At 71.2% G+C, this 25,688-nt stretch carries 19 protein-coding genes; 13 read left to right on the forward strand and 6 right to left on the reverse strand.

The features are described from left to right. Positions 1 to 39: 39 nt before the first annotated feature. Both lysX and Q8A52_RS11245 read left to right on the forward strand, forming a co-directional pair. On the forward strand, positions 40 to 3,318 hold the full coding sequence (lysX, locus tag Q8A52_RS11240; RefSeq protein WP_316750644.1) for a bifunctional lysylphosphatidylglycerol synthetase/lysine--tRNA ligase LysX: 3,279 nt from the start codon (positions 40 to 42) through the stop codon (positions 3,316 to 3,318). An 89-nt stretch (positions 3,319 to 3,407) separates the two neighbouring features. Then, positions 3,408 to 4,241: a polysaccharide deacetylase family protein gene (locus Q8A52_RS11245; protein ID WP_316750646.1), complete on the forward strand. Its 834-nt coding sequence runs from the start codon at positions 3,408 to 3,410 to the stop codon at positions 4,239 to 4,241. 30 nt (positions 4,242 to 4,271) lie between these two features. Here Q8A52_RS11245 and Q8A52_RS11250 read toward each other — a convergent pair whose 3' ends face one another. Continuing rightward, positions 4,272 to 4,949 carry a class F sortase gene (locus Q8A52_RS11250; RefSeq protein WP_316750648.1) on the reverse strand — a complete coding sequence of 226 codons (678 nt, stop codon included), beginning with the start codon at positions 4,947 to 4,949 and terminating at the stop codon, positions 4,272 to 4,274. 970 nt (positions 4,950 to 5,919) lie between these two features. Between Q8A52_RS11250 and Q8A52_RS11255 the strand changes: the two genes are divergently transcribed. Beyond that, positions 5,920 to 6,330, forward strand: coding sequence for a hypothetical protein (locus Q8A52_RS11255; RefSeq protein ID WP_408649192.1), 411 nt, complete (start codon positions 5,920 to 5,922; stop codon positions 6,328 to 6,330). Positions 6,331 to 6,728: 398 nt separating this feature from the next. Here Q8A52_RS11255 and Q8A52_RS11260 read toward each other — a convergent pair whose 3' ends face one another. Both Q8A52_RS11260 and Q8A52_RS11265 read right to left on the reverse strand, forming a co-directional pair. Then, positions 6,729 to 7,493: a bestrophin-like domain gene (locus Q8A52_RS11260; RefSeq protein WP_316750650.1), complete on the reverse strand. Its 765-nt coding sequence runs from the start codon at positions 7,491 to 7,493 to the stop codon at positions 6,729 to 6,731. 42 nt (positions 7,494 to 7,535) lie between these two features. Further along, positions 7,536 to 8,021 carry a hypothetical protein gene (locus Q8A52_RS11265; RefSeq protein WP_316750652.1) on the reverse strand — a complete coding sequence of 162 codons (486 nt, stop codon included), beginning with the start codon at positions 8,019 to 8,021 and terminating at the stop codon, positions 7,536 to 7,538. A gap of 320 nt (positions 8,022 to 8,341) precedes the next feature. Between Q8A52_RS11265 and Q8A52_RS11270 the strand changes: the two genes are divergently transcribed. The 3 genes from Q8A52_RS11270 (at position 8,342) to Q8A52_RS11280 (ending at position 12,650) form a co-directional block, all read left to right on the forward strand. After that, a complete protein-coding gene (locus Q8A52_RS11270; RefSeq protein ID WP_316750654.1) occupies positions 8,342 to 9,307 on the forward strand; it encodes an SCO0930 family lipoprotein in 966 nt (321 codons plus the stop codon). Positions 9,308 to 9,699: 392 nt separating this feature from the next. Then, the gene (locus Q8A52_RS11275; RefSeq protein WP_316750656.1) at positions 9,700 to 10,512 is read left to right on the forward strand and encodes an SAM-dependent methyltransferase; all 813 of its coding nucleotides are present in this window, start codon (positions 9,700 to 9,702) and stop codon (positions 10,510 to 10,512) included. After that, the gene (locus Q8A52_RS11280) at positions 10,509 to 12,650 is read left to right on the forward strand and encodes a putative bifunctional diguanylate cyclase/phosphodiesterase (protein ID WP_316750659.1); all 2,142 of its coding nucleotides are present in this window, start codon (positions 10,509 to 10,511) and stop codon (positions 12,648 to 12,650) included. The genes Q8A52_RS11275 and Q8A52_RS11280 overlap by 4 nt, the downstream gene beginning before the upstream one ends. Positions 12,651 to 12,772: 122 nt before the next feature. Here Q8A52_RS11280 and Q8A52_RS11285 read toward each other — a convergent pair whose 3' ends face one another. Next, positions 12,773 to 13,657 carry a LysR family transcriptional regulator gene (locus Q8A52_RS11285; protein WP_316750661.1) on the reverse strand — a complete coding sequence of 295 codons (885 nt, stop codon included), beginning with the start codon at positions 13,655 to 13,657 and terminating at the stop codon, positions 12,773 to 12,775. Between the two features lie 120 nt (positions 13,658 to 13,777). Here Q8A52_RS11285 and Q8A52_RS11290 point away from each other — a divergent pair, with 120 nt between their 5' ends. The 6 genes from Q8A52_RS11290 (at position 13,778) to Q8A52_RS11315 (ending at position 20,109) form a co-directional block, all read left to right on the forward strand. Continuing rightward, on the forward strand, positions 13,778 to 14,449 hold the full coding sequence (locus Q8A52_RS11290; protein WP_316750663.1) for a succinate dehydrogenase: 672 nt from the start codon (positions 13,778 to 13,780) through the stop codon (positions 14,447 to 14,449). 1 nt (position 14,450) lies between these two features. Continuing rightward, complete coding sequence (locus Q8A52_RS11295; protein ID WP_316750664.1) at positions 14,451 to 16,400, forward strand: fumarate reductase/succinate dehydrogenase flavoprotein subunit; 1,950 nt, start codon at positions 14,451 to 14,453, stop codon at positions 16,398 to 16,400. Then, positions 16,397 to 17,146 carry a succinate dehydrogenase/fumarate reductase iron-sulfur subunit gene (locus Q8A52_RS11300; protein WP_316750666.1) on the forward strand — a complete coding sequence of 250 codons (750 nt, stop codon included), beginning with the start codon at positions 16,397 to 16,399 and terminating at the stop codon, positions 17,144 to 17,146. Before Q8A52_RS11295 ends, Q8A52_RS11300 begins: the two co-directional genes overlap by 4 nt. A 99-nt stretch (positions 17,147 to 17,245) precedes the next feature. Further along, on the forward strand, positions 17,246 to 18,271 hold the full coding sequence (locus Q8A52_RS11305) for a hypothetical protein (RefSeq protein WP_316750667.1): 1,026 nt from the start codon (positions 17,246 to 17,248) through the stop codon (positions 18,269 to 18,271). A gap of 156 nt (positions 18,272 to 18,427) precedes the next feature. After that, positions 18,428 to 19,204: a GNAT family N-acetyltransferase gene (locus Q8A52_RS11310; protein WP_316750669.1), complete on the forward strand. Its 777-nt coding sequence runs from the start codon at positions 18,428 to 18,430 to the stop codon at positions 19,202 to 19,204. Then, entirely contained in the window at positions 19,204 to 20,109 is a 906-nt protein-coding gene (locus Q8A52_RS11315; RefSeq protein WP_316750671.1) for a lysophospholipid acyltransferase family protein, read from the forward strand. Before Q8A52_RS11310 ends, Q8A52_RS11315 begins: the two co-directional genes overlap by 1 nt. A gap of 198 nt (positions 20,110 to 20,307) precedes the next feature. Here the strand turns inward: Q8A52_RS11315 and Q8A52_RS11320 are convergent, their stop codons facing one another. Then, positions 20,308 to 22,641 carry an excinuclease ABC subunit UvrA gene (locus Q8A52_RS11320; protein WP_316750673.1) on the reverse strand — a complete coding sequence of 778 codons (2,334 nt, stop codon included), beginning with the start codon at positions 22,639 to 22,641 and terminating at the stop codon, positions 20,308 to 20,310. Positions 22,642 to 22,727: 86 nt separating this feature from the next. Beyond that, positions 22,728 to 22,919, reverse strand: a complete 192-nt coding sequence (locus Q8A52_RS11325; protein WP_316750675.1) for an antitoxin — start codon at positions 22,917 to 22,919, stop codon at positions 22,728 to 22,730. Positions 22,920 to 23,070: 151 nt separating this feature from the next. Here Q8A52_RS11325 and Q8A52_RS11330 point away from each other — a divergent pair, with 151 nt between their 5' ends. Next, entirely contained in the window at positions 23,071 to 25,542 is a 2,472-nt protein-coding gene (locus Q8A52_RS11330) for an ATP-dependent Clp protease ATP-binding subunit (RefSeq protein WP_316750677.1), read from the forward strand. The last annotated feature ends 146 nt before the right edge of the window (positions 25,543 to 25,688 follow it).

Consider the following 25,688-nt stretch of genomic DNA (forward strand, 5'->3'; position numbering starts at 1 on the left):
CGACGAGCGAGCCGCACGGCGCCTTCCTACAGTCGGAACATGAGTGCCACCGCGGAGGCCGCCACGGGGAAGGGCGCCGCGGGCCCGATACGGCCGCCCGCGGTCGGCTTCCTCAGCCGGGTGCCCGAGGGCTTCGCGACCTTCTTCGGCGCCCTCGGCCTCCTGTGCGGTCTGCTCGCCTTCATCGCCCCGCTGCGCGTGCTGCTGCGCCCGCTCGTCCACATCCTCGACCTGCTCCTCGTCCCGGTCAGCGCCAACCTCGCCTACGCCGTCTTCCTGTTCCTGCTGGCCGCCGCCACCGGCGCGCGCAAGAAGGTCGCCTGGTGGCTGGTCGTGGTCTATCTGGGCCTGATCGTCCTCTCGGACATCCTCGGCCTCGCGCTCGGCCATAACGCCGAGTCGGTCCCGTCCCTGGTGGTGTGCGGTCTCGCGCTGGTCCTGCTGGTCGTGGCCCGCAGGGAGTTCTACGCCGCCTCCCGGCGCGGAGCCGTATGGCGGGCGCTCGCCGTCCTGGTCGCCGGACTCGCCGTGGCGATCCTGGTCGGCTGGGGCCTGGTCGCGCTGTTTCCCGGCACCCTGCCCGAGGGCCAGCACCTGGCCTGGGCGGCCGACCGGGTGTGCGGCGGTCTGGTCTCCGACCGGTCCTTCGACGGCCGCCCGCCCCGCGCCGTCACCTTCGTGCTCGGCCTGTTCGGCGCGCTCGCCCTGCTGAACGCCGCGGCCACCCTCTTCCGCTCACAGCGCCTGGAGGCCGCCCTGCACGGCGACGAGGAGGCCCGCATCCGCGCCCTCCTCAAGGCGTACGGCGAGGACGACTCCCTCGGCTACTTCGCCACCCGCCGCGACAAGGCCGCCGTCTTCTCGCCCAGCGGCAAGGCCGCCGTCACCTACCGCGTCGAGGCCGGCGTCTGCCTGGCCAGCGGTGACCCCGTCGGCGACCGGGAGGCCTGGCCGCACGCCATCGCCACCTGGCTCGATCTGGCCCGTCGTCACGCCTGGGCCCCCGCGGTGATGGGCGCCTCCGAGGACGGCGCCAGGGCCTATGTCCGCGCCGGACTCGGCGCGCTCCAGCTCGGTGACGAGGCCATCGTGCACGTGCCCGGCTTCGACCTGGACGGCCGCGACATGCGCGTCACGCGGCAGGCCGTGCACCGGGTCCGGCGCACCGGCGCCACCTGCCGCGTCCGCCGTCACGCCGCGCTCACCGACGCGGAGATGGAGGAGGTCGTCGACAAGGCCGACGCCTGGCGCGACACCGAGACCGAACGCGGCTTCTCCATGGCACTGGACCGGCTCGGCGACCCGGCCGACGGCGACTGTCTCCTCGTCGAGGCGCTCAGCGACGACGGCCGGCTCCTCGCCCTGCTCTCCTTCGTGCCCTGGGGCGGCGACGGCGTCTCCCTCGACCTGATGCGCCGTGACCGCACCGCCCCGAACGGCGTCATGGAATTCATGGTCGCCGAACTCTGCGCGGCCGTCCCCAAACTGGGCGTGCACCGCATCTCCCTCAACTTCGCGGTGTTCCGCTCGGTGTTCGAGGAGGGCGCCCGCATCGGCGCCGGACCGGTGCTGAGGCTGTGGCGCCGCCTGCTGCTGTTCTTCTCCCGGTGGTGGCAACTGGAGGCCCTGTACCGCTCCAACGCCAAGTACCTGCCCGAGTGGTACCCGCGCTTCATCTGCTACGCCGACACCGCCTCCCTCGCCCGCATCGGCCTCGCCTCCGGAATCGCCGAGGGCTTCGTCGCCGTACCTTCGCTGCGCAAACTCTGGGGAAAGGGGCACTCGAAGGCCGGGCAGCGGCTCACGACCACCGAGGGTCTGCCGCCCCTGGTGGAGCTCGGCCTCGACGGAGGGGGCGAGACCGGGCCCGCAGCCGCGGACGCGGGCCTGCCCGAACAGGTCCGCGTCCGCCACCACCGGCTCGACCGGCTGCGGGCCGACGGCACCGACCCCTACCCCGTGGGGGGTCCGCGGCCCACCCACGCCCTGGCCGAGGTGAGAGAGGGCCAACAGGTCACCGTCGCGGGCCGGATCATGCTGGTCCGCGACTTCGGCGGCATCGTCTTCGTCGTCCTGCGCGACTGGTCGGGCGACCACCAGCTCGCCCTCACCCGCAGCGACTGCGGCCCCGCACTCGACCGCTTCACCGCCGACACCGACATCGGCGACCACATCACCGCCACCGGCCGCGCGGGCCGCAGCGCCAAGGGCGAGCCGACCGTCTTCGTCACCTCCTGGCAGCTGACCGGCAAGTGCCTGCGCCCCCTGCCCGACAAGCGCCGCGGCCTCACCGACCCCGAGGCCAAGGTGCGCATGCGCTACCTCGACCTGGTCACCAGCCCCGACGCCCGTGACGTCGTCCGCGTCCGCTCCACCGCCGTACAGGCCCTGCGCCAGGGCCTCCTCGACCGTGGCTACCTGGAGGTCGAGACCCCGATGCTCCAGCAGATCCACGGCGGCGCCAACGCCCGTCCCTTCACCACCCACATCAACGCCTACGACCTCGACCTCTATCTGCGGATCGCCCCCGAGCTGTATCTGAAGCGGCTGTGCGTCGGCGGCCTGGAGAAGGTCTTCGAGTTGGGCCGCACCTTTCGCAACGAGGGCGTCTCCCACAAGCACAACCCCGAGTTCACGATGCTGGAGGCCTACCAGGCCCACGCCGACTACGACGTGATGCTCGACCTCACCCGCGAACTCGTCCAGGGCGCGGCCACCGCCGCCTTCGGCCGCCCGGTCGCCCACAAGGACGGCAAGGAGTACGACATCTCCGGGCGCTGGACGGTCAGCACGGTCTACGGCGCGATCTCCGAGGCGCTGGGGGAGGAGATCGGTCCCGGCACGGATCCGGAGCGCCTGCGCCGGTTGTGCGACCGGGCGGGCGTGCCGTACACCGCGGACGACGGGCACGGTGACATCGTCCTGGAGATGTACGAGCGGCTCGTCGAGGAGCGGACCCAGCTGCCGACCTTCTACAAGGACTTCCCGACCGAGGTCTCCCCGCTCACCCGGCAGCACCGCACCGATCCGCGGCTCGCCGAGCGCTGGGACCTGGTCGCCTTCGGCACCGAACTCGGCACCGCCTACTCCGAACTGACCGACCCCGTGGAACAGCGCCGCCGCCTCACCGCCCAGTCCCTGCTCGCCGCCGGGGGAGACCCCGAGGCGATGGAGCTGGACGAGGACTTCCTCGACGCCCTGGAATACGCGATGCCGCCCACCGGCGGACTCGGCATCGGTGTCGACCGACTGGTCATGTTCCTCACCGGACTGACCATCCGTGAGACGCTGCCGTTCCCCCTTGTGCGCCGTCGCTGACCGCCGGGACTGGGCCGAGCGGGTGCTTTCCCGCGGCCGTACCGGTGTCGCTGTGGTGCGCCGGAGCCTCTTCGGGCGACTGATGAGTCATGCAGAAGGATCAGTTGCTCACACGGCGCCGGGTGCTGCTCGGTGCAGCCGCTCTGGGAGCCGCCGGTACGGCAGGACTGCTCATGTCCGGCACGGGCGGCGAATCGGTACGGTCGGCGGCGCCCGCCTGGGGCCCGCAGGCGCGCGCCGCGCTCAAGCCCAATGCCTACCGGCTCCAGCCCCTCGCCGGTGACGCACCGCCGCGCAGGCGGCCCGGCAGGGTCGCGGTGCGCAGCGAACCCATCATGGAGCTGCCCGTACACGGCCGGCTCATGGTGCTGACCTTCGACGACGGACCCGACCCCCGCTACACCCCCGACATCCTGGACACCCTGGACGAGTACGGCGTCCGCGCGATGTTCTTCGTGTGCGGGGAGATGGCTGTGGACAACAAGGAGCTGCTGGCCCGGATGGCCGACGCCGGGCACATCGTCGGCAATCACACCTGGACGCATCCGCTGCTGACCCAGCTCGACCGCGCCGAGATCCGCTCCGAGATGGTGCGCACCAGTGATGTCATCGAGGACGCCTACGGGGAACGGCCCTGGTGGTTCCGGGCGCCCTACGGGGCCTGGAACCGCGCGGCGTTCCAGCTGGGCGCCGAGATGGGGATGGAGCCGCTGGCCTGGACGGTCGACAGCCTCGACTGGACCACTCCGGGCACCAGCACCATCATCGACCGGGTCGAGAACGGCGCCGCCCCCGGTGTCGTCGTACTCTCCCACGACGCCGGGGGCGACCGCTCGCAGACCGTGCGGGCACTGCGCAAGTACCTGCCCCATCTGCTCGACGACGGCTACCACTTCACCGTTCCGCGGCGCCGCACCGTCTGAGGGGGCCGGCCCGCCCCGCCGGGGGAACGCTCAGCGGACCTCGGCCAGGCGGGCGAAGACGACGACGTTCCCGTCGTAGCCGTGCTGCTTGGAGAATCCGCCTCCGCAGGTGATGACGCGCAACTCGGGCGTGCCCTTGGAGCCGTAGACACGGTCGCCGGGGAAGTTGTTCTTCGCGAAGACCTCGATGCCGTAGATCTCGAAGACGGCGGTCTTCCCGTCCTTGCGGCCGACCTCGATGCGATTCCCCTTCTTCAGCGACCCGAGTCCGTAGAACACGGCCGGGCCCTGCTTGTTGTCGACGTGTCCGACGATCACCGCCGTGCCCTTTTCGCCGGGAGAGACGGCGCCGGTGAACCAGCCGGCCAGGTTCGCGTCCTCGGGCGGTGGCGCGCCGACCCAGCCGTCCGAGTCCAGGCCCACGGGGATGACGGGTGCGTCGACCCGGATCGAGGGGATCCTGACCCGGTCGGCCGCGGCGAACGACAGGGCCTGCGAGGCGCCCGCGACGGTGGTACCGGGCACCCGGCTGTCCGCGGCCGCGGCCGCGGCCTGGGCGGGCTGGGGCGGCCCGACGTCGAACTCCCCGGAGCCGTTCCGAATGAGCGCGAGCCCGGTCAGCAGAACAAGCGCTATCACGCCCCAAGGGGCGCGCTTCCTTTGCCGCTCCTCCACTTCGACGAGCTCGGAGAGCCCGGACGCATACATTCGCCATCCCCTCTCGACGAAGCCGTCGCCACGTCATTCGCGCATACGAGAACGCTAAGTCCCGCACGGGCGACCGGCGACGGGGCATACGGCGAACGGGTGGCCCGGACGCCCATTGGTGCGCCATCCGAGTTGCCATCGGCCGGAAATTTTCTGACGGTCCGTGACCTGCAATGTTGTCCGATTGTGCGGTTTTCCTTCGGCGTGTCCACTCACCAGGACGGACCATTCTCGAAATGCGGGCGTGTTCCCCGGGTCCGAGGGTCTTTCCTGGAGGTGCTTTCTCGCCGATCGACCGGGGACGGGTCCCGGGGTGCCTCCCGCGGAGGATCACATGAGGAACACACGTGCCCTGGCGGCCGCGGCCTTGACGGCCGCCGCCCTCGGGCTCGCCGCCCCCGCGGCCGTCGCGGACGGTGTGGGTAGCGGCGGCGGTCCGAGCAGCACCGATCTGAACGGTGTGAGCGGCGTAGGCGGCGTGAGCGGTGTAGGTGGCGTAGCCGGTGTAGGTGGTGTGGGCGGCGTCGGTGGCGTCGGTGGCGTGCTCGTCGGGGGCGATCAGGGCAACAACGGGCTCCGCCCCGGCAACAACAACGGGTACGGCAACAACAACGGCTATGGCAACAACAACGGGGCCGGGAACAACAACGAACGGCCGGGGAACAACAACGGGGCCGGCAACAACAACGGGTACGGCAACAGCAATGGGGCCGGGAACAACAACGAATCCCGTCCGGGGAACAACAACGGGGCCGGGAACAACAACGGCGTCGGCAGCAACAACGGGCCTGGCAGCAACAGCGAGATCCGGCCGGGCAACGAAAACGGCAGCGGGAACAACAACGGGGCCGGGAACAGCAACGGGGCCGGGAACAGCAGCGGCACCGCGAACAACACCGGTGCCGGCAACAACAACGGGTCGGCCAACAACAACGGGTCGGCCAACAACAACGGGTCGGCCAACAACAACCTGGGTGACTTCGCGAGGAACATCAACGCCGCGCCCAGCGCGATCGCCGCCGGCGGCCGGCTCACCATCACGGCGGAAGGCTGCCGCGGCGGCGGCACCGCGTCCTCGCGTGCCTTCCGCGCCATCGCGCTGTCGCCGCTCGCCGGCACGACCGACACCGCGCGGGGCATCGCGACGGTCAACAACGACGCTCAGGCCGGCCAGTTCGACATCGACGTCAACTGCAACGGGCGCACACTGACCCGCCCGGCGGCCTTCAGCGTGCTCGGCGGCGTCCGTGGCGGCGTCGGCGGCAGCATCTCGTCCGGGGCGACGAAGACCGACATGGCCATCGGCGGCGGTCTGGTGGCCGCGGCCGTGATCGGCGGTGGGGTGTTCTGGGTGCGCCGCAGGCACGAGAAGCGGATCTGACCGGGTGGCCCCTCTCCCTGGCAAGGTCCCCTTCGGAGAGCGCAGCGCACGGTGACAGGCCTTCGCCCCGGTCCTCGACGGATCCCGGGGCGAAGGCCTGTAGGGGCGTTGGTGGGGGCAGGCACCGTCCGCGCTGAGGCCGAACCAGGCGCTGCCGCCGCCACGACCGTCGGAGACGGCGGGCTCCGCCGACCTCCGCGCGGTCGAGGCAACGCGTATCGCGCCCATGGTCTGTCCCTCCGGTCACCGAGGAGCGGCTGCGGACCTGCTCCGCTCGCGCCTGAAACGCACCTCGCTGATTCGAACGCTAGGGACGCCGGCCCACGGGCGCGATCGGGGTAGAGCGAACGGGTCACGCCCGTGGGCCGCACGGGTGAGGGCTCGAACCCTGGCCGTCGTCATGCCTTGACGTGCGGGAAGAGCGCGAAGAACGGTTCGGCCGTCGCCGCGATGCCCCGGCTGTAGGGCGCGTCGAAGTCCCAGATGAGGAACAGCATGAAGGCGATCGTCGCGGAGAACAGCCCGGCCAGGACGAGCTCGCGTGTGGTGCGTCTGATCTGCAGGGCGAAGACCATGCCGATGGTGATCGCGGCCCCGGTGAGCAGCCCGAACCACACCACGCCCGGCATCGTCGCCCCGGTCGAGTCGGCCCGGGCGTTGCGTGCCTGGTCGGCAGTGGTCACCTGGTCGACCAGCGGCTGGTAGGCCTGCGCCTGGAAGTCCGACTTCGGCTGGAAATCGGTGACGTCGTGGCGGACGCGGTCGAGCAGCTCGGTGCCGCGCGGGGTGAGCCGGCCGTGGTCGGTCATCGCCTTCCACTCGGTGGTGACGACGTGTCCGACATAGGCGTTGACATCGGCCCGAATCCGGTCGCGGACGTCCGGCGGATAGACCCGGACCCGCTCCGAGATCTCGTGCAGCGCCTGGGCCTCCGCCTGAACATGGTCCTGGGCGGCGCTGCGTGCCTCCCACGCCCCGGCGATGGCCAGGCCCAGCACGATGGCGTACACGACGCCGATCCACATGGTCATGTACTCGATGACGTCGGGGGTCTCGCTGGGATCGTCGTCCTCGGCGGCCGTGCGGTGGCGTACGAGGGTGACGACGACCACCACGGCGCACGCGCCCAGCATGGCGAGGGCGAGAACAAGCCATTCCGACAACAGGTGCCTCCAGAGAACAGCGCGTGTCTGTGCGTCGACGTGTCAGCGCGGACGCAGCGCGGCGACGGCGACCACCGCGGGGACGGTGATGAGCAGGACGTAGGTGACCGGGGACGTACGCCCGTGCGTCGTCCCGCCGGTCGGCTTGGGCCGGTAGTGCGGGTACTTCACCGGTGTGGGCGAGGGGTGCGGGGTGGGCTTCGGCTTGGGCCTCGGCGGCGGAGTGGGCGTCGGGGTGGGGACGAACGCCGGCCGGAGCGGGGGCGGCTCGGGGGCGGGCGGCGGCTTCGGCGTGGGCTTCGGTGGCGGTGGCGGCGTCGGACGCGGGGTGGGCGTCGGCCTCGGCGGAGCCGGGGTGGGTGTCGGCGTGGGAGTGGGCGACGGGCAGGCGGGCGGCGTGGGCCAGGAGCGGCTCCCGGCGACGGCCACCGCGACCATGCCGTCCGGGCCGGTCGAGGCGTACGCGCAGGCGTCGGCCGCCGCCGGCCCCGCCGGGCAGCCGGCGAGGGTCCACGTCAGCGCCAGCACGGCCAACACCCTTGGGGTGGGCGCGAGTCGGGTCCGTTCGGGTCCTTGCACGACGGAGATCATGGGCAGCGGAACACCGTCCCACACCGCCGTGCCCGGGGATTGCCCCGAAGGGGGGACCGGCGCCGTACGGCGGTTTGAACGGCGGGGCGAGGCGGCCCGGTGAGGCGCACGCGCGTGCGGTGTGCGGCGGGGTGTGTCACAGCGTCCGGAAAGAAATTTGTGCGCCGGTTGAACACAACGCCCGCCTCCGTCCGTACCCAATGTCGTGCGGCGGCGCAGAGGCGCTGCAATATCCAGGCGATTATGGGGAGTTGACGATGAAGACCTCCTGGCGGAGCGCCTCACTTGTGGCGACGGCCGCATCGGTGCTTATGCTCACGACGGCGTGCGGTCAGGACAATGCCACCACTCCGTCGTCGGCGGCCCAGAACGTCGGTGCGACGGCCGCGGCGGGCGGTTACGGCAGCGCCACCGCCGGTGCGGGTACCGGCGCCGGAAACGGCTACGGCGCCGACGGCAGCCAGAGTTCGAGTTCCCCGAGCCCGGCGGCCCCCGCGGGCAAGCTGTCCGTGGCCACCAACCCGGACCTGGGCAAGGTGCTGACCGACGGTTCCGGTCTCACCCTCTACCGGTTCGACGCGGACACCGCCAATCCCCCCAAGTCGAACTGCGACGGCGACTGCGCCACGACCTGGCCGCCGGTTCCCGCGGACGACGCCGCGGCCGGAGAGGGCATCGACAAGTCGCTCCTCGGTGAGGTCACCCGCTCCGACGGCACCAAGCAGCTGACCATCGGCGGCTGGCCGGCGTACCGCTACGCCAAGGACGTCAACGCCGGTGACGTCAACGGCCAGGGCGTGGGCGGCAAGTGGTTCGCGCTCGCCCCCAACGGCAAGAAGGCGACCCTCTCCGATCTGCCCGGTCTGTCCGTCCGCAAGGACGCCAAGCTCGGCGACATCGTCGTCGACAAGAACGGCATGACGGTCTACCGCTTCATCAAGGACAAGGCGTGGCCCAAGTCCGTCTCGAACTGCACCGGAGCCTGCCTGCAGAAGTGGCCGGCCGTCGCGGAGGTCAGCGCGGACGACACCAAGGGCGTCAAGAAGAAGGGCCTGATGGGCTTTACCCGGCCCGACAACGGCGTCAAGCAGATGACGGTCAACTGCTGGCCGATCTACACCTTCTCCGGTGACAAGGCCCCCGGGGACACCAACGGCCAGGGTGTCGGCGGCACGTGGTACGCCGTCTCGCCCGAAGGAAAGCTGGTCGGCGCGTCGAAGTAAAGATCACCTCCCCAGGGTTGATCGCCTCGCCCATGTCGTATCGGACCACCGCGGAAGGGAGGGACGAGGACGAGCGAGAGTGCCGGACGCACGACAATCGGCGCACGACCACAGGTCCGCCCCCTTCGCACCGCACGGAGGGGGCGGACCTCTTTGCGTGGGCGCGGGGCCGCGCGCCCCGCGGAGACGGGGGGAACGGGGCGACTGACCACGAACCGCCCGCACCCGACCGACGGGCCGAACACCCCCAAAGCGCAGCTCGGCGTTGCCGCAGGCAGTGACCGGGAACGGACGGTCAATTTCCGGTTCGGGTCGCTCCTTTGGCGGGCGATCAGTAGCCTCAGCTCGAACACCGGATCGCCTGACCTGTCGCCTACGCCTTGGAGAGATACATGGAGCGTCCCGCCTGGGCCCCACGAAGCATCGACATCTCGGTGCCGAGCGTTTCGCGTATCTACGACTACTACCTGGGCGGATCGCACAATTTCGAGGTCGACCGCGAGGCGGCCCGCAAGGCCATGGAGTTCATGCCGGGCCTCCCGAAGATCATGCAGGCGAACCGGGCGTTCATGCGCCGGGCCGTGCGCTTCGCGGCCGACGAGGGCATCGACCAGTTCCTCGACATCGGCTCGGGCATCCCGACCTTCGGCAATGTCCACGAGGTGGCCCAGACGGCCCGGCCCGGCGCCCGGGTCGTGTACGTCGACCACGATCCGGTGGCCGTGGCGCACAGCCAGGCGGTCCTGGCGGGCAACGAGCGCGCGGATGTCGTCGCCGCGGACCTCCGCAAGCCCCAGGAGATCCTCTCGAGCCCCGAAGTGGAGCGTCTGATCGACCTGAATCGGCCAGTGGCGCTGCTTCTCGTTGCCATACTGCACTTCGTGGAAGACGCGGACGACCCGTACAGTGCGATGGCCGAGCTGCGAGAGGCGCTCGCGCCCGGCAGCCTGCTGATCCTCACGCATGCCTCGTACGAGGGAATCCCGCTGCCACCGGAGCGGGCGGAGGGTGCGGTGGACGTATACAGGGACATTCGCAACCCGCTGATCATGCGTTCGCGCGACGAGATCGCGCGGTTCTTCGAGGGGTACGACATGGTGGAACCGGGGCTGGTGCCGATGCCTCACTGGCGGCCTCAGACGGCGCCGCAGGACGAGGATCCCTACGCCTTCTCCGGTTTCGCCGGCGTGGGGCGCACGGCGTGACCGCGGAGCCGGACGGGCCGGAAGGCAGATTGCGCCGGTTCGCGACGATCTGGAGCAGGGCCGTCTTCCCCGTCACCTCCACGTCGCTGACCCGGCCGGAGTTCGAAGAGCAACTCCTGCCGCTCGCACGTCGGTTGAGCGACGCGCTGCGGGCACGCAGCTTCGACGCGGACGAGGCCAGGGCGGTCGGCGCGGCGCTGATCGAGGCGCACTGCACCGACCCCGAAGCGCTCACCCGCACCCTGGACTGTGTCGACGCCTACCTGGTGCTCTACTGCGGCGAGGACGGCCCCCAGGACGAGATGCGGATGCGCTCCTCGCGGGTTCAGCACTCCATGGCCGCCGGGTTCGCGCAGGCGCTGCGTGAACGGACCCTGGCCGAGCAGGAGGCCATCGCCCAGGCGGCGTTGCAGGCCCAGGGCGTGGTCGCCCAGGCGCTGCACGCCAGCGAGGCCCGGTTCCGCGCGGTGTTCGAGGGTGCCGCCATAGGCATCGGCATCGCCGACCTCGACGGCAACGTCCTCCAGGTCAACGGGGCGCTGCTGCGAATGTTCGGCGGCTCCGAGCAGTCCGTGCGCGGCCGTAACGTCATGGAGTGGACCCACCCCGAGGACGCGCCCCAGACCTGGAAGCTCTACGACGAGCTGGTGCGCGGCGACCGCGAGCACTACCACGTCGAGAAGGCCTTCAACCGGCCCGACGGAACGGTCCTGTGGACCAATCTCACGGTCTCCCTGCTCAGGGACGCCGACGGCAGTCCGCAGTACCAGCTCGCCCTGATGGAGGACACCACCGAGCGCCGGCTGCTCAACCTGCGGCTGCGCTACGAGGCCACCCACGACGCGCTGACCGGTCTGCCCAACCGCACCCTGTTCTTCGAACGTCTGGAAAAGGCCCTGGCCGCGGGCGAGGGCCAGCGCTTCGGCCTGTGCTACCTCGACCTCGACGGCTTCAAGACCATCAACGACAGCCTCGGTCACGCGGCAGGCGACCGGCTGCTCGTCGAGGTCGCCGACCGGCTCCAGTCCTGCGCGACCGCGCCCGGCGAGATGGTGGCGCGGCTCGGCGGCGACGAGTTCGTGGCGCTGACCACCGGCCCCGGCACCGAGGCCGAGGTGGACGAGCTCGCCGAACGCATCATGCACGCGCTCGTCACCCCGATCAGCATCGACGGCCGCGAACTCCTGGTCCGCGGCAGCATCGGCATCGTCGAGGGTCCGGCGGGCGAGCGCACCCCCGCGGAGGTGCTGCGCAGCGCCGACATCACCATGTACCGGGCCAAGTCGGCGGGCGGCAACCGCTCGGAGCTCGCCGACCCGGAGGCCGACGCGCGTGCCATCACCCGGCACGGCCTGACCACCGCGCTTCCCGCGGCCCTGGACCGGGGCGAGTTCTTCATCGAGTACCAGCCGCTGGTCCACCTCGGCGACGGCAGCGTGCGCGGCGCCGAGGCCCTGGTGCGCTGGCTGCACCCGCAGCACGGCGTCCTCGGCCCCGACCGGTTCATCCCGCTCGCCGAGCACACGGGCCTGATCGTGCCGTTGGGCCGCTGGGTGCTGGAGGAGTCCGTCCGCCAGGCCCGCGAGTGGCGGGAAAGACACGATCGGGCGGCCGACGGACCGCTGCGCATCAACGTCAACCTCTCGCCGTGCCAGCTCACCCACCCCGGTCTGGTGCAGGACACCGTGGAGATCCTCGAACGCGCGGGCGTCGCGCCGGACTCGCTGTGCCTGGAGGTCACCGAGTCCGCCCTCATCGGTGCCGACGACGATCTGCTCAAACCGCTGCGCAGGCTCGCCGAGATGGGCGTCGACATCGCCCTCGACGACTTCGGCACCGGCTACTCCAACCTGGCCAACCTGCGTCGTCTGCCGGTGAGCATCCTGAAGCTGGACCGCTCCTTCACCCAGAGCATGCAGCGGTTCCCGGCCGACCCCGTCGACCTCAAGATCGTCGAGGGGATCGTTTCTCTGGCCCACAGCCTCGACCTCGCGGTCACCGTGGAGGGCGTGGAGACGGGCGCCCAGGCCGAGCAACTGCGCATCCTGGGCTGCGACACGGCCCAGGGCTGGTACTACGCCCGCCCGGGCCCACCGGAACGCCTCCACGAACTGGCACTGGTGGACGCAACGGGCTGAGCCTTTGAAGCACGGGCGGCGCAGTTCCCCCGAGGGGCGCGGGGAACTGCGCGACAAGCCACGACACACCCGCACGCCCGAACGGTGCTACCAGGGCACAAGCAACCGGGCACAAAGCACCCTCACCGCTCGAGCAACATCCGCTGCAACTCACGCGCCGCCCGAGGCGGAGCCACATCGCTGCGGTGGGCCAGCGCGATCGCGCGGTGCAGTCCCGGCCGGGCGAGCGGAGTGACCCGCAGCCCCCGCCCGGCCCGAGTGGCAACCATCCGCGGTACGACGGCCACGCCCAGCCCCGCCCGCACGAACCCCAGCACCGCGTCCATCTCACCTCCCTCCACGGCGAAGTCCGGCTCGAACCCCGCGGAGCGGCACGCGCTCACCGTGAGCTCGCGCAGGTCGTACCCGTGCCGGAACATCACGAGACGCTCGCCCTCCAGGTCGGCGATGCGCACGGCCGGCTCGCCCCGGCCCGGTGCGGGCGCCTCCGGTGACGACACCACCACCAGGTCCTCCCGCAGCAGTTCCACCGTGGTGAGGGCGGGTGAGGCGGGCGGCAGCGGGAGCACGATCAGGGCGAGGTCGAGGGCGCCGCGCGCGAGCTCCCGTACGAGGTCGTGGGAGCCGCCCTCCTCGATCAGCAGCCGGATGCCGGGATAGCGGTCGTGGAAGGCCCGCAGCACGTCCGGGAGCAGGCCGGTGCACAGGCTCGGGGTGGCGCCCAGGCGGACCCGGCCACTGCGCAGCTGCACCAGCTCCTGCACCTCGTGCCGGGCGGTGTCGGCGTCGGCCAGGATCCGGCGGGCCAGCGGCAGCAGTGCCTCGCCCGCGTCGGTCAGGGTGATGTTGCCGCGCGCCCGCAGGAACAGATCCGCACCCAGCTCCCGCTCCAGCGCCTTGATCTGCTGGGACAGGGACGGCTGCGCGACATGGACCAGCTCGGCGGCCCGGGTGAAGTGCCGGGTCTCGGCGACCGCCACGAAGTACTGGAGCTGCTGGAACTGCATGGTTTCAGAATAGCCCCAGCCTATGGAAACAAGCCGGACCATGTCTTGGACCGATCGGGACCTTCGGCCCTAGCGTTCTGACCCATGGCTCTGGCAACGCGGACGGACCGACGGCCGTCCATGGCACGCACTGTGTGGGACTCCACCGTCGGCAAGAAGACCGTGATGGCGGTCAGCGGCCTGATCATGCTGCTGTATCTGGTGGCGCACATGATCGGGAACCTGAAGATCTACTTCGGGGCGGGCGAGTTCAATCACTACGCCCACTGGCTGCGCACGGTCGGTGAACCGTTCATGCACTACGAGTGGACGCTGTGGCTCATCCGCGTCGTCCTGGTCGTCGCCGTGGTGGCCCACGCCACGTCCGCCTACCAGCTCAGCCGCCGTGACATCAGGGCGCGCCCCAGCAAGTACGTGCACAAGAGGCCCCGGGCGAGCTACGCCACGCGCACCATGCGCTGGGGCGGGATCATCCTCGGCCTGTTCATCGTCTGGCACATCCTGGACCTGACCACCGGCACCGTGCACTCCGGCGGCTTCCAGGAGGGCCACCCGTACCAGAACGTCGTGGACACCTTCTCCACCTGGTACGGCAACGTCATCTACATCGTCGCGATGCTCGCGCTCGGCCTGCACATCCGGCACGGCTTCTGGAGCGCCGCACAGACCCTCGGCGTCGGCAGCCGCGCCCGCGACCGCGCCCTGAAGACCGTCGCCAACGTACTGGCGCTGCTGCTCACGGCCGGCTTCATCGCCGTACCCGTGGGCGTCATGACCGGAGTGGTGAGCTGACATGACAACCTACGCGAACTACGAGACCGGCGCGCCCGTCGTCGACGCCAAGGCACCCTCCGGCCCGGTCAACGAGCGCTGGGACAAGCGCCGTTTCGAGGCCAAGCTGGTCAACCCCGCCAACCGCCGCAAGCACACGGTGATCGTCGTCGGCACCGGCCTCGCCGGCGGCTCCGCCGGCGCCACCCTCGCCGAACAGGGCTACCGCGTCGTCCAGTTCTGCTACCAGGACTCCCCGCGCCGCGCCCACTCCATCGCGGCACAGGGCGGCATCAACGCGGCCAAGAACTACCGCAACGACGGCGACTCCGTGCACCGGCTGTTCTACGACACCGTCAAGGGCGGCGACTTCAGGGCACGGGAGTCCAACGTCCACCGGCTGGCGCAGATCTCCGTCGAGATCATCGACCAGTGCGTGGCGCAGGGCGTGCCCTTCGCGCGCGAGTACGGCGGTCTGCTCGACACCCGCTCCTTCGGCGGCGTCCAGGTCTCGCGCACGTTCTACGCCCGCGGCCAGACGGGCCAGCAGCTCCTCCTCGGCGCCTACCAGGCGCTGTCGCGGCAGATTGCGGCCGGGAACGTGGAAATGCACCCGCGCACCGAGATGCTCGACCTCATCGTCATCGACGGACGGGCGCGCGGGATCGTGGCGCGGGACCTGATCACGGGCCGTATCGACACCTACTTCGCGGATGCCGTCGTGCTCGCCAGCGGCGGCTACGGCAACGTCTTCTATCTGTCGACGAACGCCATGAACTCCAACGCCACCGCGATCTGGCGGGCCCACCGGCGCGGCGCGTACTTCGCCAACCCCTGCTTCACCCAGATCCACCCCACCTGCATCCCGCGCACCGGCGACCACCAGTCCAAGCTCACCCTGATGAGCGAATCGCTGCGCAACGACGGCCGGATCTGGGTACCCAAGGCCAAGGGCGACACCCGGCCGCCGAACCTGATCCCCGAGGACGAGCGCGACTACTACCTGGAGCGCATCTACCCGTCCTTCGGCAACCTGGTCCCGCGCGACATCGCCTCCCGCGCCGCGAAGAACGTCTGCGACGAGGGCAGGGGAGTGGGCCCCGGCGGGCAGGGCGTGTATCTGGACTTCGCGGACGCGATCGAACGGATGGGCCGCAAGGCCGTCGAGGCCAAGTACGGCAACCTCTTCGACATGTACCAGCGGATCACGGACGAGGATCCGTACGAGGTGCCGATGCGCATCTACCCCGCCGTGCACTACACGATGGGCGGCCTCTGGGTCGACTACGACCTGCAGACCACCGTCCCCGGCCTGTTCGCCATCGGCGAGGCCAACTTCTCCGACCACGGCGCCAACCGGCTCGGCGCGTCCGCGCTGATGCAGGGCCTGGCCGACGGCTACTTCGTGCTGCCGGCCACCATCAACGACTACCTCGCCCGCAACCCCCACCAGGAGGCGGTGACGGTCGGACACCCCGTCGTGCAGGAGGTGCTGGCCCAGACGCAGGACCGGCTCAACCTGCTCCTCTCCGTCGACGGCGACCGCACCCCCGACTCCTTCCACCGCGAAGTCGGCGAACTGATGTGGGAGTTCTGCGGCATGGCGCGCACGGACGCCGGTCTGCGCAAGGCCCTTGAGCGCATCCCGCAGATCCGCGAGGAGTTCTGGCGGCGCATCAAGGTTCCGGGAACGGGCGAGGAGCTCAACCAGTCCCTGGAGAAGGCGAACCGCATCGTCGACTACCTGGAGCTCGCCGAGCTGATGTGCCTCGACGCGCTGCACCGCGCCGAGTCCTGCGGCGGCCACTTCCGCGAGGAGTCCCAGACACCCGACGGTGAAGCCGCCCGCAGGGACGAGGAGTTCTCCTACGCGGCCGCCTGGGAGTTCACGGGTACGGGCGAGGCCCCTGCCCTGCACAAGGAAGACCTGGTCTTCGAGTACGTCCACCCCACCCAGCGGAGCTACGCATGAAGCTCAACCTGCGCGTCTGGCGGCAGAAGAACGCCGACGCCGAAGGCGCCATGTCCACGTACGAGGTGGACGGCATCTCCTCGGACATGTCCTTCCTGGAGATGCTCGACACGCTCAACGAGGAACTCATCCTCAAGGGCGAGGACCCGGTCGCCTTCGACCACGACTGTCGCGAAGGCATCTGCGGCGCCTGCTCGCTCGTCATCAACGGCGACGCGCACGGCCCGGAGCGCACCACCACCTGCCAGTTGCACATGCGGTCCTTCAAGGACGGCGACACGATCGACGTCGAGCCGTGGCGGGCGTCCGCCTTCCCGGTGATCAAGGACCTGGTCGTGGACCGGTCCGCGTTCGACCGGATCATCCAGGCGGGCGGTTACATCACCGCGCCGACCGGTGCCGCCCCCGAGGCCCACGCCACGCCGGTGCCCAAGCCGGACGCCGACTTCGCCTTCGAGCACGCGGAGTGCATCGGATGCGGGGCGTGCGTGGCCGCGTGCCCCAACGGCGCGGCGATGCTGTTCACCTCCGCCAAGGTCAACCACCTCAACGTCCTGCCGCAAGGGGCGCCCGAGCGGGAGACCCGGGTGCTGGACATGGTGGCGCAGATGGACGAGGAGGGGTTCGGCGGCTGCACGCTCACCGGCGAGTGCGCCACCGCCTGCCCCAAGGGCATCCCGCTGATGTCCATCACGAACATGAACAAGGAGTGGCTGCGGGCCACCCGCAAGGCGGCCAAGCGGTAGGGCCGTTGATCGTTCGCCGACCGGGTGCGGACGGGCGGGGCCGGGAGTGGTGCTCATCCCCGGTCCCGCCAGGTACCCGGCCATCGATAGGCTGCGCGCATGATCTTCGAGAACAACGGGAGGGAGCGGTTCCTCGAGGCCGTCACGGACTTCGAGGCCGCTGTGCGCGAGCGGGACGTGGACCGTTCGGAGCGCGCGTTCGGAGAGCTGTACCGGAGCATCGGGGAGGCGGGGGAGCAGGAGGTCGGCAAGGCCGCGCCGCGGCTCGCCGCGCTGCTGCCCGAGGTGCCTCCGGGACCCCGCGGCACCATAGCCGTGATGGTCGGCGCCTGCGTGGAGCGCGGCGCCGACGCGGTGCCCTGCGCACCGTACGTCTTCGCGGAGCTCGCCGAGACGCTGGCCGCGGTCGGTGAGTTCTGCGAGCGCTGGGCGGAGACCGGCGGAGGGGACTTCCCCGACCCGGACGGCGGCGAGCCCGACCCCGCCCTCTTCGACCGGGTCGGGCCGGAGCAGGCCCTCGCCTGGCTGACACTGCCCCAGTGGGAGATGGCCTCCGTCGCCGTGCTCAGCCACGCGGCCGTGCGCACCGCGCTCGACGGAGCCCTGCGCGCCCGGCTGCTGCGGGCCGTGGAGTCCGTCGCGGAGGCGTCCGGGCACAGCTTCAAGTGCCTGACGTACGCCCTGCTGGTCCTCGACGAGCCACTGATCGTGCTGCACCGGCCCACCGGCACCGGCTACGCACTGCGCATGGGCGGCATCGGCGACAACTTCCAGCTGCACACCCTGCTCGCCGATGTCCTCGTCGGCGGCGGCCATGTGCCCGGCCGCGCCCCGTCCGTCCAGGAGGCGGCCGTGTGCCGGGACCAGCCCGGGCAGGTGCACACCACCGGCTCCTTCAACCTCGTCACCCCCACTGGGGAGTGGGTGTGGAACGAGGGGACGCCCAGCGACATCCCCGTCGTCGACGGAGTACGGCTGCTCGTCCTCGACCCCCCGCCCTACGAGCGGAGCTGGCCCTCCGGCCGGTTCTTCCCGAACATGACGGGCGACCTCGTCCTGGAGCGGGTGCTCGACCCGGAGGAGGCCGGGCGACTGCTCGCCGGGTGCGTGACCAAGGACGGCTGACCGGTCGGTAACCCCGGCGTTCAACATCCCCACATCCACTCTCCTGGCACAGGTCACGCGCAGGCCAACCGGCATCGGAAGAACAGGAGCGGCGGCCCGTACGCATCCGGTCCGCCCGCTTCCCCCGCCGAACCGGCCCGTGACCAGGAGAGAGCCATGACCGGCGTTTCCACCCTCGACCGTCCCCCGCAGCCCGCGGCCCCCACCCGCTACACCGTCACCCTCGCCCGTGACGAGGCCGACGTGCGTGCCGCGCAGCGGCTGCGGCACGACGTGTTCGCCGGGGAGATGGGCGCCCTGCTGTCGAGCCCGCAGCCCGGATACGACATCGACGCCTTCGACGCGTACTGCGACCACCTGCTCGTGCGTGACACCGCGACCGGGCAGGTCGTCGGCACCTACCGGCTGCTGCCGCCGGAGCGGGCCGCGGTCGCCGGCCGGCTGTACTCGGAAGGCGAGTTCGACCTGGCCGGGCTCGACACGATCCGGCCCGGCCTGGTCGAGGTCGGCCGCTCCTGTGTGCACCCCGACCATCGCGACGGCACGGTCATCGGCCTGATCTGGGCCGGAATCGCCCGCTACATGGTCGACCGCGGCCACGAGTGGCTGGCGGGCTGCTGCTCCATCCCGCTCGCCGACGGCGGCGCCCTGGCTTCCGCCACCTGGGAGCGGGTGCGCACCAAGCACCTGGCTCCGGAGGAGTTCCGGGTACGGCCGCTGCTGCCCTGGGTCCCGGACGGCGAGGTCCCGGCCCAGGCCGCGCGCACCGAACTGCCCGCCCTCCTGCGCGGCTATCTGCGCCTCGGCGCCTGGGTCTGCGCCGAGCCCGCGCACGACCCGGACTTCGGGGTGGCCGACCTGTACGTGCTGCTGTCGATGCGCCGGGTCAACCCGCGCTATCTGCGGCACTTCCTCTCGCTCGTGCCGGCCTGATGAGCGTCTGGCTGCCGAGCGCGCCCTGCACCCCGGGGGCGTGTGTGGAGCCGACGGGGTCCGCGACGGCCGTACCGCGTGCCGTGCTGCGGCTGACGGGGGTCACGCTCCTGGTCCTGACCGGGATCGTGCTGGCCCCGCTCGGCGGGAGGATCCCCGCCGGGCTGGTCAGGCGGTGGTGCCGGGCGATCGTGCGGGCCGCCGGGGTCCGGGTCCGCCTCACCGGCGCCGCCGCACCCACCGGCGGACTCCTCATGGTGGCCAACCACATCTCCTGGCTGGACATCCCTCTGCTGGGCGCCGTGCGTCCGGCGCGGATGCTCGCCAAGACGGAGATACGGCATTGGCCGGTGGCCGGGGCACTGGTGGCACGCGGCGGGGCCCTGTTCATCGAGCGCGACCGGCTGCGGGCGCTCCCGCAGACCGTCGCCCGTATCGCCGACGCCCTGCAAGGCGGCGCCGCCGTGGTCGCCTTCCCGGAGGGCAGCACCTGGTGCGGCCGCGCCCAGGGCCGCTTCCACCGGGCCGTCTTCCAGGCCGCGCTCGACGCCGGGGTCCCCGTCCAGCCGGTGCGGCTGCACTACCGGATCGCCGGTGGCGCGGCCAGTACCGCGCCCGCGTTCGTGGGCGAGGACACCCTGTTCGCCTCGGTGTGGCGGGTGGTGTCGGCGCGTGGTCTGGTGGCCGAGGTGGAGGTGCTGCCGGTGATACCGCCGGGCACCCACCCCGACCGCCGCACCCTCGCCCGCGCCGCGGAACCGGCCACGCACGGGCCTGCCTGGACCCATGCGGCCCTGGTGACCCGTGACCGGGCGATCAGTGATCGTTCTCGTGGTGCGGTCCGCCCGGGTTCGGGGTCGGAGGCGGTGCTCCCGGGCTCCCGGGAGGCTCTGGAGCGCGCCTGAAGATCACTCGGGGAACGGTTGCGCTCCCCGGCACTCGTCGGCCGGACCCGCCATGCCTGGACCCTCGTCTGGACCCGTGTGGGCCTGGTGCCTTGCGAGCAGGGGACCAGTGATCGTTCTCGTGGTGCGGTCCGCCCGGGTTCGGGGTCGGAGGCGGTGCTCCCGGGCTCCCGGGAGGCTCTGGAGCGCGCACGAAGATCACTCGGGGAGTGCCCGCCGCAGATAGGGCGCCGTCGCGCTCCCCGGCGCTTGCGCCACCGCGCCCGGTGAGCCCGTCGCCACGATCCGGCCGCCCGCGTCGCCGCCGCCCGGTCCCAGGTCGATCACCCAGTCCGCGCCCGCGACGACCGTCATGTCGTGCTCGACGACCACGACCGTGTGCCCGGCGTCGACCAGGCCGTGCAGCTGGCGCATCAGCACCTCGACGTCGGCCGGGTGGAGCCCGGTCGTCGGCTCGTCGAGGAGGTAGAGGGCGTGACCTCGCCGGGCGCGCTGGAGTTCGCTCGCCAGCTTGATGCGCTGGGCCTCCCCGCCGGACAGCTCGGTGGCGGGCTGCCCGAGCCGCAGATAGCCGAGCCCCACGTCGAGCAGCGTGCCCAGGCTGCGGGCCACGGCCGGGGTGTCCGCGAAGAACTCCGCCGCACTCTCCACGGTCAGGTCCAGCACCTGGGCGATGTTCCGTTCCCGGTACGTCACGTCGAGCGTCTCGGGGTTGTAGCGCGCCCCGCCGCAGTCCGGGCACGGCGCGTAGGTGCTCGGCAGGAAGAGCAGCTCGACGCTCACGAACCCCTCGCCCTGGCAGGTCTCGCAGCGCCCGCCCGCCACGTTGAAGGAGAACCGCCCCACGCCGTAGCCCCGTTCGCGAGCGTCGTCGGTGGCCGCGAAGACCTTCCGTACGACATCGAACAGACCCGTGTACGTGGCGAGGTTGGAGCGCGGGGTGCGTCCGATCGGCCTCTGGTCGACCGACACCAGCCGGCCGACCCCGGCCGCCTCCTCGGTGATCTCGCCGATGAGCGTGGACTTCCCGGAGCCCGAGACACCCGTGACCGCGGTGAACACGCCGAGCGGAAACTCGGCCGTCACCCCGCGCAGGTTGTGCCGGGTCACCGGACCGACCTTCAACCAGCCCTGCGGACCGCGGACTTGACGCACCGGCGCCGGGGAGCGGCCGAAGAGGAAGCGGGCCGTCGCCGATCCGTCGACCCCCGCCAGCGCCGTCACCGGCCCGCTGTGCAGCACCTGCCCGCCGTGCTCGCCCGCGCGCGGGCCCACGTCCACCAGCCAATCGGCGCCGCGCATCACGTCCAGATGGTGCTCCACCACGAACACCGAGTTGCCCGCTGCCTTCAGCCGGGCCAGGACCGTGAGGAGGGCCTCGGTGTCCGCCGGGTGCAGACCGGCCGACGGCTCGTCGAGCACGTACACCACACCGAACAGTCCGGACCGCAACTGGGTGGCCAGCCGCAGCCGTTGCAGCTCACCCGCCGAGAGGGTCGGCGTGGCGCGGTCGAGGCTGAGGTAGCCGAGGCCGAGCTCGACGACCGGCGCGATACGGGACTTGAGGTCCTCGGTGAGAACACGCGCGGTCTGCGAGGTGCCCTCGAGCAGCCCGGCCAGCTCGGCGAGCGGCAGCGCGGCCAGTTCCGCGATCGTACGGCCCGCGAAGGTCACCGCCAGCGCCCGGGGCCGCAGTCTGCTGCCGCCGCACACCGGACACGGCGCGCTGGTGAGGAAGCGCTCCGCCTTCGCCCGCAGGGACGCGCTCTTGGAGTCGGAGAACGTCTTCATGACGTACCGGTGGGCACTCATGTACGTGCCCTGGTACGGCCGTTGGATGCGGTCGGCGTCCCGCACCGGATGCACCGTGACGACCGGCTGCTCGTCCGTGAAGAGGATCCACTGCCGCTGCTCGGCCGGCAGCTCGCGCCAGGGCCGGTCCACGTCGTGGCCGAGGGCGTCGAGGATGTCGCGCAGGTTCTTGCCCTGCCAGGCGCCCGGCCAGGCGGCGATCGCGCCCTCACGGATCGACAGCGACGGGTCGGGGACCAGCAACTCCTCGGTCGTACGGTGCACTTGACCGAGACCGTGGCACTCGGGGCAGGCGCCGGCCGCCGTGTTGGGGGAGAAGGCGTCGGAGTCGAGCCGCTCGGCGCCCGGCGGGTAGTCGCCGGCCCGCGAGAACAGCATGCGCAGCGAGTTGGAGAGGTTGGTGACCGTGCCGACCGACGAGCGCGAGGTCGGGGAGGAGCGGCGCTGCTGCAGCGAGACCGCGGGCGGCAGCCCGGTGATCTCCCCGACTTTCGGCGCGCCCACCTGGTGGATCAGCCGGCGGGCATAGGGCGCCACCGACTCGAAGTAGCGCCGCTGTGCCTCCGCGTAGATGGTGCCGAACGCCAGCGACGACTTCCCCGAGCCCGACACGCCGGTGAACACGGCCAGCACGTCCCGCGGGATGTCCACGTCGACGCCCTTGAGGTTGTGCTCGCGGGCGCCGCGGACACGGACGTACGGGTCGTGAGCGCTGTGCATGCGGGGTTACTCCGTACGGGGGCCGGGCGGGGACAAACCCCGCGATTCTAGCCCGGCGCCCGTCTCGCCCCCAGGAGTGGGCTGCCCTAGGGGTGCGGCGGGATGTCCCGCTCGTGGCCTCCGAGCTCGTCCTTCATCTTCTGCTGTGCGGTGTCGACCTGGGACTGGTACTTGTTCCCGGTCTTCTGGTCGACGTGGTCGCCGCCCTTGTCGATGCCCTTGGAGGCCATGTCTTCGTGGCCCTTGAGCATGCCCTTGATCTTGTCCATGAAGGACATGACGGTCCTCTCAGCCGGTAGACGTTCCGTCTCCCAGCCTCGTCGGCCGCGGCGCCGTCCGCATCTCGGCGGCCGTCCCCGTGCGGGGGTGCCCACCCTGTGCGAGCTTGGAAGGCGCGGTATGCCTGGCGCACCAGAAAGGCCCGTTCCCATGACTACTTCCGGTTTCGGTTTCGGACGCAGCCCCTTCGAAGAGTTCGACGACCTCATGAATCGGTTCTTCGGTGGATCCGGCCCGGCCTCGTCCGGCAGGCGGGTGCAGCGGGTCGACATCGGCAGCCTGCTGTCGGAGCGCGCCCGCGAACTGGTCGCGGACGCACGCGACATCGCCGCCGTGGAGGGCAGCGAGGAGCTCGACGCACGGCACCTGCTGGCCGCCGCCACCGAGCACGAATCCACCCGCCGCCTGCTGACCGAGGCGGGCGCGGACCCCGACCGGATCCGGGAGCGGCTCGGCACGGCCCCGGGCGGCGCCGAGAAGTCCGAGCCCACCACGCTGACCCCGGCCGCCAAGCGTGCGCTGCTCGACGCCTACCAGATCTCCCGCGCCGAGGGCGCGTCCTACATCGGCCCCGAGCATCTGCTGCGGGCGCTCGCCGCGAACCCGGAGTCGGTGGCCGCGCGGGAGCTCACCGACAGCGGCTGGGAGCCGACCCGGATGCCCGCGGAGGGGGCGGCGGAGCGCCGCAAGCCCAGCAGCACGCCGACGATCGACGAGTACGGCCGCGACCTCACCGAGGACGCCCGGGCCGGGCGTCTCGACCCGGTGATCGGACGGGACGAAGAGGTCGAACAGACGATCGAGGTGCTCTCCCGGCGCAGCAAGAACAACCCGGTCCTCATCGGCGACCCCGGCGTCGGGAAGACCGCCATCGTCGAGGGCATCGCCCAGCGCATCGCAACGGGCGACGTCCCCAAGACCCTGGAGGGCAAGCGGCTCGTCTCCCTGGACCTGGCCGGGATGGTGGCCGGGACCAAGTACCGGGGCGAGTTCGAGGAGCGGATGAAGAAACTGCTCGACGAGGTCGGTGAGCACGGCGACGAACTGGTGCTGTTCCTCGACGAGCTGCACACCGTCGTGGGCGCCGGCGGGGGCGGCGAGGGCGCTCTGGACGCGGGCAACATGCTCAAGCCCGCCCTGGCCCGCGGCGAACTGCACCTCATCGGCGCGACGACCGTCGACGAGTACCGCAGGCACATCGAGAAGGACGCCGCGCTGGAGCGCCGCTTCGCCCCCGTCCTGGTCGGCGAGCCCACCGTCGACGACACCATCGAGATCCTCCGCGGCCTGCGCGACCGCTACGAGGCCCACCATCAGGTCCGCATCACCGACGAGGCGGTCGTCGCCGCCGCCGAGCTGTCCGACCGCTACATCACCTCCCGCTTCCTGCCCGACAAGGCCATCGACCTGATGGACCAGGCCGCCGCCCGGGTCCGGCTGCGGTCGAAGACACCTCTGTCGGACACCCGGGACATCGAGGACCGGATCGCCGCCCTCAACCGGGAGAAGGACCAGGCGGTCGCCGACGAGGAGTACGAGCGCGCCAAGGAACTGCGCGACCGGATCAAGGACGCCGAGGAGCAACTGGCCGGGTCGGACCGGGCCGAGGAGCACGCGCCCAAGGTCACCGCCGAGGACATCGCCGAGGTCGTCTCCCGCACCACCGGCATCCCCGTCACCCAGCTCACCGAGGAGGAGCGCGAACGGCTGATGAAGCTGGAGGAACACCTCCACGAGCGGGTCGTCGGCCAGGACGAGGCGATCACCGCGGTCGCCCGGGCCGTCCGCCGCGCCCGCGCCGGCATGAGCGACCCCAACCGCCCCGTCGGCAGCTTCCTCTTCCTCGGCCCCACCGGCGTCGGCAAGACCGAACTGGCCCGCGCGCTCGCCGCCGCCCTCTTCGGTGACGAGAACCGCATGATCCGCCTGGACATGAGCGAGTTCCAGGAGCGGCACACCGTCTCCCGGCTGGTCGGGGCGCCTCCCGGATACGTCGGCCACGAGGAGGCCGGCCAGCTCACCGAGGCCGTGCGCAGGCAGCCGTACGCCGTCCTGCTGCTCGACGAGGTCGAGAAGGCGCACCCGGACGTCTTCAACACCCTGCTGCAACTGCTCGACGACGGCCGCCTCACCGACTCCCAGGGCCGCACGGTGGACTTCAAGAACACCGTCGTGATCATGACCTCGAACATCGGCGCCGACCGGATCCTGTCGTCCGGTGTGGAGGACTACACGAAGGTCCGCGAGTCGGTGATGCCGATCCTGAACCGGCACTTCCGGCCCGAGTTCCTCAACCGCATCGACGAGATCATCGTCTTCCGCGGCCTGGACCGCACCCAGCTGCGCCAGATCGTCGACCTGCTGCTGGAACACACCCGGCGCCGGCTGCACGCGCAGGACGTCTCGATGGAGGTCACCGACGCGGCCGCCGATCTGCTCGCGAACATCGGCCACCAGCCGGAGTTCGGGGCCCGCCCACTGCGCCGCACCATCCAGCGCGAGGTCGACGACCGGCTCGCCGACCTGCTCCTGTCCGGTCAACTGAACGCGGGCGACCGGGCGGTGGTGGACGCGGCCGACGGAGCGATCGCGATCCGGACGGATCAGGCGGCCGCCGTCTGAGGACGACGCCCGGGCACGACCGGGGCGATCAGGGGCCGAAGCTCCACACATTGCCCGCCGGTCGCCCGTCGCGGCGCAGCACCGTGCCTAGCAGCGCCGTGCCTGTAGTGGACGCGCACGAGCGGCCCGTCCCGCTCGACGCAAGT

Origin of the sequence: Streptomyces herbicida, assembly GCF_032656585.1 — a bacterium.
Taxonomy (GTDB): Bacteria; Actinomycetota; Actinomycetes; order Streptomycetales; family Streptomycetaceae; genus Streptomyces; species Streptomyces herbicida.